This is a genomic window from Thermoflexus hugenholtzii JAD2, assembly GCF_900187885.1.
Lineage (GTDB): Bacteria > Chloroflexota > Anaerolineae > Thermoflexales > Thermoflexaceae > Thermoflexus > Thermoflexus hugenholtzii.
In genome coordinates this window covers 43,595-60,589 of record NZ_FYEK01000054.1, presented here as the reverse complement: position 1 = coordinate 60,589, position 16,995 = coordinate 43,595, and the positions used below count along the sequence as shown (strand labels likewise).

Here is a 16,995-nt window from a genome sequence, read left to right as displayed (position 1 = left end):
GGCCGCCATGATGGGGTAGATACCCATAAAATCACGTTTGACCGACCACTAGCTCCAGAGTCGGAAGCGCCCCCAGCTAGAAGTGCCATCATCGTCCCGCCGCTTCAGTGATCGAAGCAAAGCGGAAAGCCTGTTCTCACCTCTGAAGCCTAGACCATCCAGATCTGAAGAGAACTCGCCTTCCTCATCATACCTGTAGCGCTAGCAAGCCCTTCCGAGCGGCCCGGGCTTAGATCTCCCTGCACATCTCGCCGGGTCCCTATGCCTATCGATTCGACCACCCCCTGTAACCCTAGGAGCCAAAAGAGATCCACCGCCTAAGCCACTCAGCGATTCTACCATGGATGCGCACACCCTTCGACGGACCAGCAGCTGTCCCCAGGGCTTGACAATCCTCCCAGACCCATTTTCTATAGTTGGGGAAAATCCGCAAAGCGAGGAGAAGAGATGCCTTCATCCCCGGAAGCCTGGTATGATGCATGGTATTTCCGTCATTGTTGTGGCCGGCCCTACGAGCGAAGCCCCGAGTGGCTGGAGTTCTTCGGTCGGATCGCCGATCGCATCGTCGCCGACATCGGACCGCGAACGGTCATGGATGTCGGCTGTGCGATGGGTTTCCTGGTGAAGGCCCTGCGCGATCGCGGGGTGGAGGCCTTCGGGATCGATATCTCGGAGTACGCCCTTCAACACGTCTGTGAGGACATCCGGCCCTACGTCTGGAAGGCCTCGATCCTCGAGCCGCTGCCCGGCCGCTACGACCTGATCGTCTGCATCGAGGTGCTGGAACACCTCCCTCCCGCTGAAGTGGAGAAGGCCATCGATCACCTCTGCCAGGCTGCTGACGACATCCTGTTCTCATCGACGCCCTATGACTTCGGGTAGCCCACCCACCTGAACGTCCAGCCGCTGGAGTATTGGGCCGAGCGGTTCGCCCGCAGGGGCTTCTTCCGGGATGTGGATTTCGATGCCTCCTTCATCGCGCCCTGGGCCGTCCGGTTCCGAAGGTCCACGGAACCTCTCCATCGCCTCATCGGCCGCTACGAGCGCAAGTTCTGGCGGCTTTGGATGGAGAACACCCAGCTCCGGAGCCGCCTGCTGGAATGGCGAGAGCAGCTGGCTCGGCGGGAGGAACAGGCGTCCATGCTGCAGACCCAGCAGGATCCGAAGATCCTATCGCGTTCGAAGATTTGGCGATGGACCGAGCCTCTGCGGAGGGCCTGTGCGATGTGGCGCGCTCTTCGGTCCGGATGGCGACTTCAAGGAAAGGAAGCAAGGAAAGCGCGGGATCCCTGACATCCATCCCATGGCGCTTGTTTTACGAAAGCGCCCAACGTTGGGGCGCCCGCCAGGGCAGGACCAGCGGGGCGACCACCCGAGGGAATCCGGGACGGCGCTCCGTAATGTGGTCAGCGGCTTCACCCCACGCAGGGGTTCCGACGAGTCACCTGAGCATAGAGTGTCTCCAGCCGGTCCACGTGCTCCTCCATCGTCATCGGAGGCTGGACGCCGGCGCGCAGGCGAGGGAGGAGGTCCGGTTCATCCAGCAGGCGCTGCATCGCGGCGCGCCAGGCGGCGACATCGCCCGGAGGCAGAAGCAGGCCGTCCACGCCATCGCGGACCCGATCGGCCAAGGCTCCCAGGCGGGAAGCCAGCACCGGCAGGCCGGCCGCGAAGGCCTCAGAGATAAGAAAAGAGTAAGCCTCATACCACAGGGAGGGGACAACCACCACATCCACCTGCATCAGGGTCTGCCAAACTCCCCTCCGGTCCAGCCGGCCCAGAAAGCGAACGTTGGGCGTAGCCAGCGCCCGCAGACGGGAAACATAGGCGGGGTCAAAGGACTCGTCTCCAGCGATCCATAGTTCGGCTTTCCCACATACCCCAGAGAAGGCCTCTACCAACACGTGCACTCCCTTCTGCCACGAGAGGCCGCCGATGTAAGCGAAACGAATTGTGCCATCCGCAGGACGCGATGGTGCGGAAGAAAGAACAGGCCTCTCCAGCCCATGAGGTAACACGATGATTTTCTCGTCCGGCACGCCATGGGCCACATGCCAGCGCCGCACGAATTCGGTGGGGGCGATCAGGACACAAGCTCCTTCCAGCACGGTGCGGAGCAGGCGATTGCGCCAGGCCGATAGACCAGCCAGAAAGGGAATGGTTGGCCATAGCCTGGGGAATCCGACCCGGGCCAGCATACATCGGGCGCAGTTCCAGTAGCGGGGCCCTACGCAGACCTCACCGCTATAGTTGGTCAGCAATTGGGCGTTGAGACAAAACCACCAGAAATCGCGCAGGGTGATGATGAAAGGGAGAGCGCGCTGCCTGAAGGCATTTACAGACAGAACCGGGAGCCCCATCAGGTGCTGGATATGGATCACATCAGGGTGGAATTCGTCCAGTACTCGGATTAGCGCCCGATGGATCCATGGATTGCGGAAAGTGTAGAGGAACCGCCGGGCCGGCCCGGCCTGTCCGTCCCAGACCGCATAGACATCAACCCCGTCCTCCGCCCGGTGCTGCAAGCCCCGACCGGGAGCATCCCGGCGGTAGAAGACGGCCACAGCATGCCCCTGCCGGGTCAGGGCCCGGGATATCGCCTGGGTATAAAGTTCAGCGCCCCCTATTTTATCCGGGGGGTACTGATGGACGATGTGGAGGATGCGCATTATGGATTTCCCACCAGGCGTCGGTAGAGGTCACGAATCATGGGATATTTGCGATCCCAAGTATGCAGCACGCGCACTTTCTGCTCCCCCCGCTGGCCCATCACCTCCCGCATATCGGGCTGGCTGGCGAGGGTGGCGATCGCCCCGGCCAGCGCGTCCACGTCCCCAAAGGGAACCAGCAGGCCATCCTCTCCATGCTGAATGACATCCGTCACTCCCCAGGTCTGGGCTCCGATGACCGGCTTTCGATAGAGCCAAGCTTCCAGGTATACGATGCCAAAGGAGTCGGTGCGGGAGGGCATCGCGAAAATGTCGCAGGCGGCCAGCAGGTCCCGCTTCTCCTCCTCGCTGACGGGACCCAGCACATAGATACCCTTACGGGCCTCCTGGGGAAGCCGCTCCCAGTATCGCCGAAAGGGTTGAAGAGAGGCTCCCGCCAGGGCCAGACTCACATCGTTGCCCTGCTGGCGAAGGCGCCGGACAGCTTCTACCAGATGAAAAGTACCCTTATCATATGAGAGATTTGAGATAGAGGCAACCAGTGTCCCCTGGATACCGTACCGGGCACGGAAGCGCGCCCCATCCCCGCCCAGGATCTTTTCCGGGTTCACCCCTGGCCCTGCCACTAAGATCCGCTCCGGCGGAACCCCGCGCTGGATGTAAAACGCCTGCTCCGTGGGGGTCTGGGCCACCACCGCATCGCTGGCCCGGACCAGCGCGACCTGATGCCGCATCGTGTAGAACCGGCTGAGGGCATCGGCGCCCGGGCGAGGACCGGCCCCCAAGTGGGTCAACGGATACGCGACGAAGGGGATCCCCCGTCGTCGGGCGAAACGCAACCCTGCCTCCATTAGTGGTTCAAAACAAATCGTCATCCCGGCCACCAGATCAAAGGGCTCATCCGTCTGGGCCAGCCAGCGCCAGAGATCGGGAACCCAGGGGGTGTAGCGAGAAAGCCACTGCAGCACGCCAACCGGGACGGGACGCAGATGGGAGAGAATCCAGAGCAACCTTCGCCAGGCCGGGTAGGCCAGTTGAGGAAACGGAAGATAACGGACCGGAAAGCGGAGAATCCGCACCCCATCCCGCCAGCCTTCCGGTTCCAGGATGCGGCGGCGGGAAGGGTCCCAAAAGAGTTCAAAGTCCAGCGCGTCGGTGGTAGCCACCGTGACCAGATGGCCATCGGCGACCAGGCGGGCGGAAATCTCATGCAGGTAGGTTTCAGCTCCACCCCGAGCGGGCCAGTAGCGCTGGAGAATGTGAAGGATCCTCATCGCGCCGAACACAAGACGATAGGGAGATACAAGCGGTACACCCGCCCAACGTATAAGGTAACTGGGATGTTGGTCGGGCTTCCATGCACAGGGCCTCCAGCGCTTGTCCCTGTTAGGACCACATTCCCCAACGAGTGGGTGCCGGTTTCATAGCCCATGGCGGACACGGTCACAGTAAGAAGGGTGGTGGAAGTATAAAAGGCGGTTCCAGATGAGGGAACCACCGTTACCCCGGAAGGTGTGGAAGAGACCGCCCAATGGAAAGACCCATCACCTGTATTGCGGAGACGGAGATAAGCGGTCTCAGCACTTCCGCTGCCATACTGGTGCAGGAGGTACAGCGAGGTGGGTGAAACGCCCAGCCGCGGAGGCTGGGGATAGTACCCCGTATGCCGGGGGTCCCGGTGGAACATCGGCCAGGGCTGAAGCGCCGGGTTGTAACTGCCCGCGCCAAAGGTAAAGGCATACACATAGCCATACGAAGAGTGATGATAGTTTGATCCGCCGATGACCACATCGGTTCTGCCATCGTTATCCAGGTCGCCGATGGCCGGGGAGGCAAAGAGGGAATAGGTGGTATGCAGAATGTTCTCCTGCTGGCCGTTCGGGCCGACCACGATGACGTCCCAGTTCATGGAAAACAGGATTTCCGGTTGCCCATCGCCGTCCACGTCGGCTACGGTGGGGGAAGAGCGAATAAAAGCGTTCTTGCCCATATAATCCTTAGGCCACATCGGGAAGCCGGACACCGGCGAACCATCGTGATGCCAAGCGTAGAGCGCACCGTAGCAAGCAGGAGGGCATTGATCGGGCTCACTGCTTCCAGTATAACCCGTGCCGATGATAATCTCCAGGTCGCCATCGCCGTCCAGGTCCGCCAGGGCTGGGGAACTCATGCCCGGGTAGGCCACGGGTTGGGGCCAGCCTGGCAGGTCTTCCAACACCCATTCGGAACTGGACATGTTCACGCGGAAGCCATACACATAAGGTTGCGTGTACCTGCCCTGCAGATACCAGTACATTCCGGTTCCTACGAAAATCTCCAGGCGCCCATCGCCATCTACGTCTCCCACTGCGGGGGAAGAATAGATGGCCTCGTTCATCTGGCGGCGCGCCAGTTTTCGTCCGTCTTTATCCAGAATCAGCACAAACCCGCCATCGGTGGGACGGTAACCGTCGGGGAGGACGCCCCCTCCGGCGATATCGGTGCCGATGATGATCTCCAGGTCCCCATCCCGGTCCAAGTCCGCCAGCGCCGCCGTAGACCAGACCGTATCCGCCACGTGGTAATGCCACTGATACTGGCCGAGATGATTAAGCACGTAGATATTGCGGTCCCATGAGCCGAACACGATCTCCATATCCCCATCGCCGTCCAGGTCGCCGATGGTGGGCGAGGACCAGTTCCCGCTGGGGGTTCCGGTTCCCTGGGCATCGGTGGTATCGTATTTCCACAACTGATTGCCATTCCGGTCAAAGGCGATGACCGATCCCCGCTGCTGGGTAACGTCCCCTCCGGTGCTGACAATAATCTCCGGGATGCCATCCGGAGGATACGAAATGTCGGCCACAGCGGGGGAGGACCTTACGGGGTCAGCCAGATTCACGCTCCATTTGATCGTGCCGTCATCCTCCAATACAGCCAGGACAGGGGAAGCGTCTTCCTTTGTTGTCCCAATGACGATTTCCAGTTTGCCGTCGCCATCCAGATCGTAGAGGGTTGGGGAGGAATCCTCAATCCGGCCGCCCGGGAGTTGACGGCTCCACGACGGGGAGAGGTATTGTGGCGCGACCCGCTGCGGAGTCGCTGCGCTCCAGAGGAAGCCCAAATACAGCACTGCCAAAAGCCAGGGATACATCCTCATCGCGTCACCTCCAGCCGGGTGAATCCCACCGACAGCATCCGCCGGTCTCCATTCTGCCCTTGCGTAACCTCGGCCGGGCTGAGGGCATAGGCATATTCAAAGGAGACCTCGTTCCAACCGATCCGGACTGCGGAAGCAGGGATCAGGATCTCTCCCTCCCACAATTCGCACTCCTGCCAACGGTAACGGGCCATCTCTTGACCATTGACCTTCACGACCATCTCCTGACGCCGATCCGGCACGCAGAACGGGAAGGCCCCTATGCGTAGGCGGTAATCCTGCCGGGCAGGGCTGATCCACCCTGCTCGGGACCTTAGTCCTTCGGACCACACCCCCCAGTCTTCGGGTCCAGACCAGCCCTCCTGGCGCATCAGGTTGATGGGCCTCTGTGTATCAAGCACTTCAGCCACACAAATGGGCCAGGGCCAGGCAGTTGGTTCCCTCAGCGGCTCAAAACAGTCCAGGGGGCGAAAAGAGGGGTTTTTAGAAATCATATCCCACATTGCTCTTTCTTTGTCGCTCAGCATATGGAGAAAAATGTAGCGGATCCCATATTGCTGGAAGATTAGCACACTCTCTTCTTGGGAAAGTAAATGTGGATTGCCCAATAGATGGTTCCACAACGCAAATGCATGTTCTGGCCAGAACGATCCTACACCGGAGGCAGTTGGCTTGTGATGAAGCAGAGTGGCCCAGAGTGTTCTCCCGTCTATAAAGAGTGTAGGGTATCTCAAATCCATAATGCTTTCCCCGGGCCTCAGCTCCCGATCAGCAAGCCAAGCGTAAGCCGGATGGGGTTGGAACGGCACGGGCACGCCATGAATAGGGCGAGGGAGCACCTCTATAAGCCAGATCAATGCTGCCAGATACCGCAGTAATTTTGGGAACTTTTCTAAAGCCATCGCCGCTAACCCAACAGCCCCCACCATACCCACGAGAGCAAAACGTGACACTGTCCTTGCTGACTCCCAGAAAGGAAGCAAGGTCGTTAACACGAGACCAGGCAGAGGGATTCCACACTCAAAAACCGGATTGGGTTGTGTTGTGGCAAATAAGCCCGGTTTGAGGATATGCCCTAATGTCCATATCAGGGCTGTCAATGGACAGAAAGCCGGATGGCGGACAACCTCGCCGTTCCACCTCAGCAACAACCCCAGTCCCAGAATGATACCAGTCAGGGTTAACCATACCAAACCCATTTGGCGCGACTTGGTCTTGATCGCCACAATGAATCCGATAAAAGCCAGGAAGCCAGTCAGCAGGCCTAAATTGATTGCCCCGGACTCGTTATATGGACCAGAGTATAGGTTCCGAGCAAACCGCTGAATAACGGTCAAAGGATGATAAACGGAGGGAATAAACAGACTATTCAGACTTGCCCCCCACCAGAGATTGTGTTCAACTCCATGAACATGAAGAGCATCTTGACGAATACTTATAACATATGGCACAATTGAAATGAGGCTCAAAGTCATAGCGATAACAGCGGCGGATATTACCTGTAAAAGCCGCTTCAACGATAAAAGACGGCTTCCCCACAGGACAAAAAAGATGGCCCCCATAAAGATGCCATATAGCGAGAAGTTGATCGCCAATCCCCATATCAAGCCTGCAGCGATGACCAGCCGTTTTTCGCATTGCGGGGCACTGGACTGCCCAAGCCTTTCAACAGCCAGCGCCATCCAGGGAAACAACCCCAAAAGCCAGGCTGTGTGCAGATGACCTCCCAGCCGAAACCAGTGGGGGTCCACAAATGTATAAACCAGAGCGGCCACAGTCGCTGTGGACGAGGAAGCAAACGATCGCACCAATCGGAAGCAACCAGCAAATGAAATAACCATTGACAATACAGACAAAAAATTATATGCAAAAGCAAGACCGCCAACCAGGAAAAGAGGGAGCGTAAGCAGAAAGAGGAAAGGCGTATGCGCTAATGTTGCAGTATGCCATCCGAGAGGATGGAATACTAATGCGGTGAAAAATGGTGACGCGTGTCTGATAAATATGGAATCATAGTACCAAAGAATACCCCACAAAACCTCCAAGGCATCACCATAGCCGGGAATATGGGTGAAGATGTTTTGTACTCGCCACCCCCAGGCAAAGAGAGCCCAGAAGAGAACCCAGGGAATGAGTCGGGACAGAACGGGATGACCATGGATTTTCTTCATCCTACTTCCTCTGAAAAAATGTGGGGCTTGATTGCCTTGATAAAGAACAGATAACCTTCTTCAGGATTTTCGCTTAAGCCGATGTTGCGAACCAATTCTTTCGGATCAAACATCTTTCGCCTTAGACTTTCCGGCATCGGGCAAATTCCGAGGGCTTGCACAATCACAAAACCATGTTGTTCCAACATCTCACGTATTTCTTTGACCATATATTCTTTCTTATGTTCGGGACGAATCAGAAGATTGGGAGATTGCAAACGCGTCAGGGTGGCATTAGGCGTATCCAGGCAAAAATAACCGCCTGGCCTCAGAATCCGAAATACTTCTGCACAGACAATCAAGGATAACCCATCGCGAGGAGAGCCCCCTCTGGATGGTCTTCTGCTGTTCCGCCCAGGTCTACAATCACCCTGGCCATGGGTAAATGCGTCCGGATCAGCATCATTCTTGCCTGATGTAGCGCGTTCAGCGGATGAACAGGTAGGCCATAGATTTGCTTAAATTCGTTGGATTCCAGCACCGAGCGCAGGACATCCAACTTGCTCATGCTTCCCCGGTGAAGCGCCGTCAGATAGAAGGCTTCACCATCCCTATCCGGCTCGCGCCTCAGGCATGCCCTGTAAACTGTCCTCACAAAAAGACGGTCATCCGGCCACTGATGTGCTTGCAAAACCAATTTGCCCCATTCAAACAAGAGGCGCATAATTACCCGGACGTGGGCCATTTTTATCTCTCCATAGCGAAATTAAGATATTGCTCCCACTTCCGACGCACCGCAGGCTCAAGGAACTCTTTGACCCGCTCCCGCTCCCGCGCGACAATCCGGTTTCTGAGCGTCTCATCTTTCACGATTATGTCCACCAGTTCAGCCAGCGCCTCGTAATCTTTTTTCCGAAACAGCACACCCGCTCCTCCCATCGTTTCCGGAACCCCCGCCGCCGCATAAGCGAGCACGGGGATGCCAAAATACATGCTCTCTATCAATGGCTTGCCAAATCCCTCGTGCTCGCTCATGGAAACATAGATGTCCGCCAGATGGTAAAAGGTGACCAGGTCCCGCTGAGAGACGTGCCCAGCAAAGGTTACAGACTCCGCAAGGTCAAGCATCTCCACCAATTCCCGCAACCATTCCGTGTAGGAGGGTATCCAGGGCGAGCCCACCAGGAACAGACGGGCTTCTGGATCAATGCGCCGGTAATACCAGAGCAGCTTGATCAGATCCTCCTGCCGCTTATTGGGCGCAAGACGCCCTACGAATAAAAGTTTTACCCCGTTTCCTTGATATCGGGTCAGCAGATTTGGATTCGGCTCTAGGTCGTATTGAGCGGGATCCAGAACAATGGGCAATACACCAGTATGGACATAACCAGCCTGACGCAACTCCGACTCGTTGAAAGAAGAATCTCCTAAGGCCAATACAGTGCGCAGGCGCAGGTGATGGAGTTGCTCTCTTCCCCTTTGGACCTGGCTGGCCAGCCAAGGATCAAAAGGTTGAAAAAAGTCTGGAGGAGTTAGGTTGTGATAAATGATCAGAAACCGCACCTCCTGGCTGAGCAGGTATTCAACCAGGTCTGAGCCAATGCTGTGATGCAGGATTACCAGTTCGCCGGGCTGAGACGGGAGATAATCCCGATAGGGCTTTACTTTCCCGAAGAGGGAAGGATGAATACTTTCAGCGTAGATTTGTGATAGAAAACCGGCCTCCTGAAGCCAGCGCCGGATCACAAAAGCTTGATCTGTGATCGCATCTCCAGGTGTCGCTCCGACGATAAACTGATGGAGCCCCCGTTTACCCTTCATGATACCTTCCAATCCCCAATGATGGTTTCAAAGCGATCCAGGATTACCGACCAGGTATAATTGCTTAACACATAGCGCCTCCCGTTCTCACCCATCCGTGCCGCCAGTTCTGGATGAGCCCGAAGCCAATCCAGCGCGCCAGCAAATTCCTCATAAGTCCGAAACCACAACCCTCCTTTGCTGCGCTGGACATGTCCTTTCGTCACCGGACAGTCTTCATGCACCAGCACCGGTCGACCCGCCAGCCAGGATTCCATAATCGTTATGGAGAAACTCTCTTGCAACGAGGGGTGGCAAAGGGCAAGGGCACCTCTATAAAGGGAAACTTTTCTTTCTTCAGACACAAACCCCAAGTATATAAAAGCTGGGTGCCTCGGCGGCTTTATTGGCCCCTCGCCAATCACTACCAGACGAATCCCTCCTCTCTCTTCAGAATAGCCCCGCACATATTCGTAGAGCAAGGGGACGTTTTTCCCTTCCTCTAACCTGCCGGCATAGAGGATGTAATCGGCAAATTGTTCGCCCTGTGAATCCGTTTTCCCTCCAACAATCAGGCTGATCCCTCCGCCAAGAATCGCATATTTTGGAGGGCGAACCCGGAGACGATGAAGAGCCAACTCGGCTTCTTCGGGGGAGAGGAACATCACTCCCCACACGCTCTCCAGGAGCAACCGAACGGGCTCCAAATACGCATAGGGCTCATCATGAAGACACGGCCAAAGGATAACATGATTGTCAGCAGACCAAGCTGCATAGTGAACCAAAGGCGCCGGATAAGGCAGCGCTATGATCGCATCATAATTTGTGCTATTGCGCTTAATATAAGCGTATAATGCAGGACTATGAGGACCACTATCCAACCAATCATAGGCTTCTGCAGGAGATAAATTTCCTTTCTGTGCCAGCCGGATTTCCAGTTCCACCCAACGCTCTCGGTTCCATGCCTCCACGGGAAACCGGCGGATGATGACCCCGTTTTCCCGTTCCACTCCGGCCGGGTAAACGTTCTCCCAGGTATAATGGCTGCGCGCGCAGGTCGTCCAGACCTCCACTTCCCATCCCCGCTGGAATGCCGCCTCGGCGAAACCCCGGGCCATGGATTCGGCGCCGCCCAGGATCTGATCGCCATACCGGGGAACGACGAGTGCGATCCGCATCAACCGCCCTCCCGAAGCCTGCTCAATTCTTCCTCAAGCGCTTTGATGCGACGCTGCTGCTCCTGAATCTGGACGGCCATCCGATTCAGCGTACTGACCAGGTGCCGGTTGACTGTGACCTGTCGCTGGGCCAGTTTGTTCACGTAGAAAAGAACAAGGTTGTGAGCCTCGCGTCGGATACGGTCCCAGATAGGGCCCAGAATCGGGATAGAGGAACGGGGAGAAGGCACAATCAGCGGCGCCACGTCAATTTGGTGATAATTCTCGTTGGCGCGACGCAGGTGAAAATAGAGATCAATGTCGTAATCTTCCCCCTCTGGTTCTCCTGGATAAGCCGCAGCCCCGAACGCAGGGAAAACCCGCCGGGGGTATCCCAATTCTTCCCGACGGCGCCGAATTCGCTGCCGGATTTCTTCCATAATACGGACAGGATCAATCTCGGGGTCGTTGATCTCTATTAATCCGCCCAAATCTTCCATCTCACCAGCTCCTTGTTTAGAATAAAGCTGATCATAGAGATTTGAGGTGCTGATAGTCCCTGCCGATGGCGATTGCCGGCCTCCGCCGCCAACACCGCCATCCATTCGGTAAAGCGAAAGGCTTTCAGGCCATTGGTTAAACCTCCTTTTCTATGACTTGCTCAATGATCATGCAGATCACTATCGGAGGGAGAGATTACTGAAATTTGCTGATATAAAAGCTTAATAGATTCTATCAAAAACCTGTTGATGGCTTCTTGTTGTCTGTTGATGGCTTCTTGCTGCTGTATGAGATATCGGATTGCCCATTCTGAAGAAATACTAAAAAACAAACGGCGTAAGTATGAAATAAATGGACCTATAATCGGAAATGAGGATCGGAATTGAAATTCTTGCAAAGGCGGAAAGCCCGGAAAGCTGGAGCCCAAACTCCGAATTTCATCGCGTGACAACTCAGTCTGACCTATCATTTCTAATAGTTTTCTTTGACTCTCCATCATGGAATGCTCAAACAGATCTTGTAAACTGAATAGAACGGCTTTTATGATCTGGACATGCGCGCGCCACCTTGTCACAGCAATAATTGGAGCGTTGCGCATTGCCTCCAAGTAGGCGATCTGTAAAGGGCCATTCTCTCGGCCACGAAGGGCACTCATTTGATAAGATTTCTCGGCATCTACAAACTCACCCAAGAACTGATAGGGGGACATATGTTTTAGAACAAAACGCAGGCGACCCTTTTGATAGGCACATGATAGTTTAAATGGATCGCTGATAGAGGTGGTTTCTTTGTGCAAAACAACCGCTTCATGAATATACAATATCTTATATCCTATTTCTCTGGCCCGGAAGCAAAAATCAGCATCCTCAAAATACCCTGGCCAGAAGCCTTCGTCCATCCCTCCGATTTGATCGATCAGGTGACGCCGAAAGGCCATTGCCGCACCCGTGACATACTCTACCTCCCTATGTTGATCCCATTGCCCCTGGTCCAGCTCACCTTTCCCATAATGATGGGCCAGCCCTAATGGCCACTCAATCCATCCCCCTGCGTGCTGGATTGTTTTACCATCCGGATATAGGATTTTGCATCCCACAATGCCCACTTCAGGCTTTTGGAGCGCTTCCACAAGGGCCAGGAGCCAACCTGGCAGCACAACTGTATCCTGGTTCAGCAGGACCAAAACGTCGCCCTGAGCGGCTTTGAGGCCGACATTGCATCCGCCCGCAAAGCCCAAATTGCAGATATTACGGATCAATCGCACCTGGGGATATTTCTCAGCTATGAGTTCTGCTGATCCATCTACTGACGCATTGTCCACCGCAATGATCTCAAAGTTTGGATAATCCTGGGCCAGCAGCGCATCCAGGCATCCTGGCAGATGCTCCCGACCATTCCAGACAGGAATAATTACAGAAACCTTCATGCGGTTCACCTCAAAGATGTTTACTGAGGCGATGTAACAGCCGCATCATGCGGATAAACAGCCCCTGTTCATATCCAGCTATCAGTGCATGTAAGCGGGTGAGTTCATGAATATAGTATGGATTGCCCAGGCGGTCCCCCAGCGCTACCTTATCTGGTGCCCTGCGGGGGTGGCAACAGAATTCTACCAAGGGTTGGGCCACGCGCTCCCAGGTTAGATCTCTACGTGCCTTTTCAAACTGCACATGCCACGCTTCTTTCGGGGTTTCCAGGAGCTGAAGAATAGCATTGGCTACTCCGGCATCATCCGCATAATCCACTACGATCCCCAGCCGATACTGATCTACTAGGTCACTGGTTGCGTCTCCCCGCGTGGCAATAATCGGAAGCCCTGCCCAAATGTAATCCAGCACCCGACTACGAAAGGCCAAACGGGCTTCCAGCGTGTCTAGGTGGAGCGTCAGGGCCAGATCGCTCTCCAGTAGCACGTTCGGCCAGTCCTTATAAGGGACCCATTCTCCAAAGAAAACGGCCTTACCCAGCAATCCTAACTCTCCAGCCAATACCTGGGCTGCCTCATTATGCGTTGGGATACCGGACATCCAGGGATTGGGATGACGAGTTCCCGGAAAGATCAGCCGCACATCTTGTCTCTGCTGCCAGACTCGGGCCATGGCGCGAATAGCGGTTAACGGATCCAGCCAGGGCCAGAGCCCTCCTCCCCAGAGAATCACCTTATCTTCAGGACCAATGCCAGGCCATACGCCCTTTATTATCGGCCTTGTTGCCTGCGGTGGCTCCTCCAGCAATCCAAAGGGAACAACGTCCACCAATTTCCGCAGCGATGGATCTTCACCAAAAGTATACGGATTGATCCGCCCGTGGGCCTCTAATAATCCCAACCACCAATCTCGCTGGCGCTCACTGGCGCAAATAAAGAAATCGCCTAAGAGATAAGTTTTGGTTAGATTAATCTGCAAAGACAAAATATCTACGCCCAAGAACAAACTTTCGGCAATAAACGGATCATAGCCATCCACCACGATGAAAGCCTCAGACTGCCAGAGCGCTGGAATCTGCGCAGCATACACAGCTGGGACGATCACAACCCGCGCCCTCCCTATTAGCCTGCCCAGTAGCTCATCGGTCCCAGAATGGTAAACGAGTGTGAAGAAGTCGCCGGAAATCGTGGACCCTTCAGGGACAGCTAAGGTTACTTGAAACCTATGAGCCAGAACCCGTGCTAGATGAAAATAACGAATGCCCGGGCCTGCCATCCGATCACTAACGATATCATGGCTAATTATCACAACAGGTTCTCTGTGTCCCACAACCATAATCCGCTACCCTATTTCATCCCATTATCATTACAGCGGGCGCGGAGCCCGGGGAGCGGACGAGCCAGGGCGGCCCGCAGGACCTCCTCCATGGTCTCCACGAAGATCAAGGTCATCCCCCGGATCTCCCGTCGGGGCAGCTCCACCAGGTCCCGTTGGTTCTTCTTCGGCAGGATCACGCGCTGGATCCCCGCCCGATGGGCGGCCAGGATCTTCTCCTTTAACCCCCCGATGGGCAGCACCCGCCCCCGCAGGGTGATCTCCCCCGTCATCGCCGTGTCCCGCCGCACCGGGATCCCGGTGAAGGCTGAGACCAGGGCGGTGGCGATGGTGATCCCCGCCGAAGGCCCGTCCTTCGGGATCGCCCCCTCGGGCACGTGAACGTGCACATCGGTCTTCTCAAAGCGCTTCGGCCGGATCCCGAAATCGCGCGCCCGGGAGCGCACGTAGCTCAACGCCGCCTGGGCCGACTCCTGCATCACCTCCCCCAGCTGGCCCGTGAGCAACAAAACCCCCTTCCCCTCCATCAACGTCACCTCCACCGGCATCACCTCGCCCCCCGCCTCCGTCCAGGCCAGCGCCATAGCCACCCCCACCTGATCCACTTCCTCCGCACGGCCGTAGTCGTAACGAGGAGGCCCCAGATAGCGCTCCAGGGACGCCGGGGTGATCACCCGCCGATACGGCTTCCCCTCCGCCACCAGCCGCGCCGTCTTGCGACAGATGGCCGCGATCTCCCGCTCCAGGTTCCGCACCCCCGCCTCCGAGGTGTATTCCCGGATGATCCGCCGCAGGGCCCCATCGGTGATCTTCAAGGGAACCCCCTGGAGCCCGTTCTCCTCGATCTGGCGGGGGATCAGGAACCGCCGGGCGATCTGCACCTTCTCCCCTTCGGTGTAACCGGGGAACTCGATGACCTCCAGCCGGTCCCGCAGGGCCGGCGGCACCGTGTCCAGGATGTTGGCCGTGGTGATGAAGAGGACCTTGGAAAGATTATACGGGATCTCCAGGTAATGGTCCGAGAAGGCGTGGTTCTGCTCCGGGTCCAGCACCTCCAGGAGGGCCGCTGCCGGATCCCCCCGGAAGTCGGCCCCGATCTTGTCGATCTCATCCAGCATGAAGACCGGGTTGATGGTCCCCGCCCGAGCCATGCCCTGCAGGATCCGCCCCGGCAGGGCGCCGATGTAGGTCCGGCGATGGCCCCGGATCTCCGCCTCGTCGTGGATCCCCCCCAGGGAAACCCGCACGAACCGCCGGCCCAGGGCCTCGGCGATGGCTTTCCCCAGGGAGGTCTTGCCGGTGCCCGGGGGGCCCACGAAGCACAGGATGGGGCTGCGGCTGCGGTCTCCCGCCAGCTTGCGCACCGCCAGGAACTCCAGGATGCGCTCCTTGGCCTTCTTCAGGCCGTAGTGATGCCGCTCCAGCACCTCCGCCGCGTGGGCAATGTCCAAGTTGTCCTCGGTCTCCTCGGCCCAGGGCAGCTCCAGGATCCAGTCGATGTAGGTGCGTATGATGCTGACCTCCGGGGAGAGAGGCGGCATCTGGGCGAGGCGGTTGAGCTCCTTCTCCGCCCGGGCCCGCACCTCCTCGGGGAGGTTCTTGGCCTCGATCCGCTCCCGCAGCTCCTGGATCTCCTGGGTGTAGACGTCGACCTCCCCCAGCTCGTGCTGGATGGCCTTCATCTGCTCCCGCAGGTAGAACTCCCGCTGGGTCCGGTCCACCTCCTGCTGCACCTGGGCCTGGATCTTGTTCTCCAGCTCCAAAACGTCCAGGAGCCGCGCCAGCAGGATCGAGAGGCGCAGCAGCCGCGCCGAGGGCTCGAAGATCTCCAGTAGCTCCTGCCGCTCCGCCGTCTTCAGGTTCAGGGTGCTGGCGATGAGATCCGCCAGCCAGCCCGGCTCCTCGATGTTCATGGCGAAGACATACGCATCCTCCGGCACCGACCGGTCCAGCTGCACCACCCGCTCGAACTGGGAGAGGACGGCCCGCATCAGGGCCTCGGTGGCCGGCGGCCGATCCGTCCGCTCGAAGATCAGGCGGACGCGGGCCCGCAGGTAGGGCTCCTGCTGCAGGAACTCCACCACCTGGGCTCGCTGCTGGCCCTGGACCAGGACGCTGGTGGTGCCGTCGGGCATGCGCAGCACCCGCGCCACCGTGACCAGCGTCCCCACGGTGTAGAGGTCCTCCGGGGTAGGGTCCTCGACCTCCTCCGCCCGTTGGGTGAGGACCATCAAGGGCTCCTCCCGCTGGACGGCCGCCTCCACCGCCCGCAGGGATTTGTCGCGGCCCACCCGCAACGGGGTCACCATGCGGGGGAAAACCACTACATCCCGCAGGGGGAGGACCGCTGCTTCCACTTGCTCCTCCCCCTCCGCCCGCTGGTCCAGCGTTTCCTCTCCCAGAACCGGCTCCAGCGCCATCCCGCTCTCCCCCGCCCGGGACGTTTCACCTCCTGTCCGCTGTTTCCGGGCATCGAGATTCTATCACAGGGGCCGGGAGAAGGGTGAGTCCGGAGCGCTATCCCTGTGCCGATTGAAATCGGCCTCCCCAGGCGCTCCACACCCGGCGTCGGCCTCCGCCGACGCAAAGGATGCTTTCCGGTCGGCGCAGGCCGACCGTCGGCCGAAGGCCTTCGAAGGTCAAATTCATTCGACGCATAAGCCAACCACCGGCCAAAGGCCTCTCCCGTCCGAATTCATTCGGCACGCAGGCCGACCGTCAGCCGAAAGCCTTGCCAGGCCGGATTCAGAGGAAGGCCCTTCGATGCTTCCACCGCTTCGAAGGGGGATCCCGGTCGCGCGCCCCGGCACGCCGGAG

At 57.6% G+C, this 16,995-nt stretch carries 13 protein-coding genes; 1 reads left to right on the top strand and 12 read right to left on the bottom strand.

The features are described 5' to 3' along the window. Positions 1-447 precede the first annotated feature (447 nt). Positions 448-882, top strand: coding sequence for a class I SAM-dependent methyltransferase (locus CFB18_RS15670; RefSeq protein WP_200808201.1), 435 nt, complete (start codon positions 448-450; stop codon positions 880-882). Positions 883-1,415: 533 nt separating this feature from the next. Here CFB18_RS15670 and CFB18_RS11925 read toward each other — a convergent pair. From CFB18_RS11925 to lon, 12 genes are all read right to left on the bottom strand, one after another. Next, positions 1,416-2,669, bottom strand: coding sequence for a glycosyltransferase family 4 protein (locus tag CFB18_RS11925; protein ID WP_088572030.1), 1,254 nt, complete (start codon positions 2,667-2,669; stop codon positions 1,416-1,418). Next, positions 2,669-3,943 carry a glycosyltransferase family 4 protein gene (locus tag CFB18_RS11920; RefSeq protein ID WP_143597602.1) on the bottom strand — a complete coding sequence of 425 codons (1,275 nt, stop codon included), beginning with the start codon at positions 3,941-3,943 and terminating at the stop codon, positions 2,669-2,671. The genes CFB18_RS11925 and CFB18_RS11920 overlap by 1 nt, the downstream gene beginning before the upstream one ends. Then, positions 3,940-5,808 carry an FG-GAP-like repeat-containing protein gene (locus CFB18_RS11915; protein WP_088572028.1) on the bottom strand — a complete coding sequence of 623 codons (1,869 nt, stop codon included), beginning with the start codon at positions 5,806-5,808 and terminating at the stop codon, positions 3,940-3,942. Before CFB18_RS11915 ends, CFB18_RS11920 begins: the two co-directional genes overlap by 4 nt. Then, positions 5,805-7,979 carry a hypothetical protein gene (locus tag CFB18_RS15090; RefSeq protein WP_143597601.1) on the bottom strand — a complete coding sequence of 725 codons (2,175 nt, stop codon included), beginning with the start codon at positions 7,977-7,979 and terminating at the stop codon, positions 5,805-5,807. Before CFB18_RS15090 ends, CFB18_RS11915 begins: the two co-directional genes overlap by 4 nt. After that, positions 7,976-8,320 carry a class I SAM-dependent methyltransferase gene (locus tag CFB18_RS15085; RefSeq protein WP_143597600.1) on the bottom strand — a complete coding sequence of 115 codons (345 nt, stop codon included), beginning with the start codon at positions 8,318-8,320 and terminating at the stop codon, positions 7,976-7,978. Before CFB18_RS15085 ends, CFB18_RS15090 begins: the two co-directional genes overlap by 4 nt. Beyond that, the gene (locus CFB18_RS11905) at positions 8,317-8,703 is read right to left on the bottom strand and encodes a DUF4214 domain-containing protein (protein ID WP_088572026.1); all 387 of its coding nucleotides are present in this window, start codon (positions 8,701-8,703) and stop codon (positions 8,317-8,319) included. The genes CFB18_RS15085 and CFB18_RS11905 overlap by 4 nt, the downstream gene beginning before the upstream one ends. A gap of 2 nt (positions 8,704-8,705) precedes the next feature. Next, positions 8,706-9,779: a glycosyltransferase gene (locus CFB18_RS11900; RefSeq protein WP_088572025.1), complete on the bottom strand. Its 1,074-nt coding sequence runs from the start codon at positions 9,777-9,779 to the stop codon at positions 8,706-8,708. Further along, entirely contained in the window at positions 9,776-10,936 is a 1,161-nt protein-coding gene (locus CFB18_RS11895) for a glycosyltransferase family 4 protein (protein WP_088572024.1), read from the bottom strand. Before CFB18_RS11895 ends, CFB18_RS11900 begins: the two co-directional genes overlap by 4 nt. Continuing rightward, entirely contained in the window at positions 10,936-11,415 is a 480-nt protein-coding gene (locus CFB18_RS11890) for a hypothetical protein (protein ID WP_088572023.1), read from the bottom strand. Before CFB18_RS11890 ends, CFB18_RS11895 begins: the two co-directional genes overlap by 1 nt. A gap of 161 nt (positions 11,416-11,576) precedes the next feature. Continuing rightward, positions 11,577-12,842 carry a glycosyltransferase family 2 protein gene (locus CFB18_RS11885; RefSeq protein ID WP_088572022.1) on the bottom strand — a complete coding sequence of 422 codons (1,266 nt, stop codon included), beginning with the start codon at positions 12,840-12,842 and terminating at the stop codon, positions 11,577-11,579. 10 nt (positions 12,843-12,852) lie between these two features. Further along, a complete protein-coding gene (locus tag CFB18_RS11880) occupies positions 12,853-13,947 on the bottom strand; it encodes a glycosyltransferase (protein ID WP_159461731.1) in 1,095 nt (364 codons plus the stop codon). A gap of 242 nt (positions 13,948-14,189) precedes the next feature. Beyond that, positions 14,190-16,598 carry an endopeptidase La gene (lon, locus tag CFB18_RS11875; RefSeq protein ID WP_088572020.1) on the bottom strand — a complete coding sequence of 803 codons (2,409 nt, stop codon included), beginning with the start codon at positions 16,596-16,598 and terminating at the stop codon, positions 14,190-14,192. Positions 16,599-16,995 lie beyond the last annotated feature (397 nt).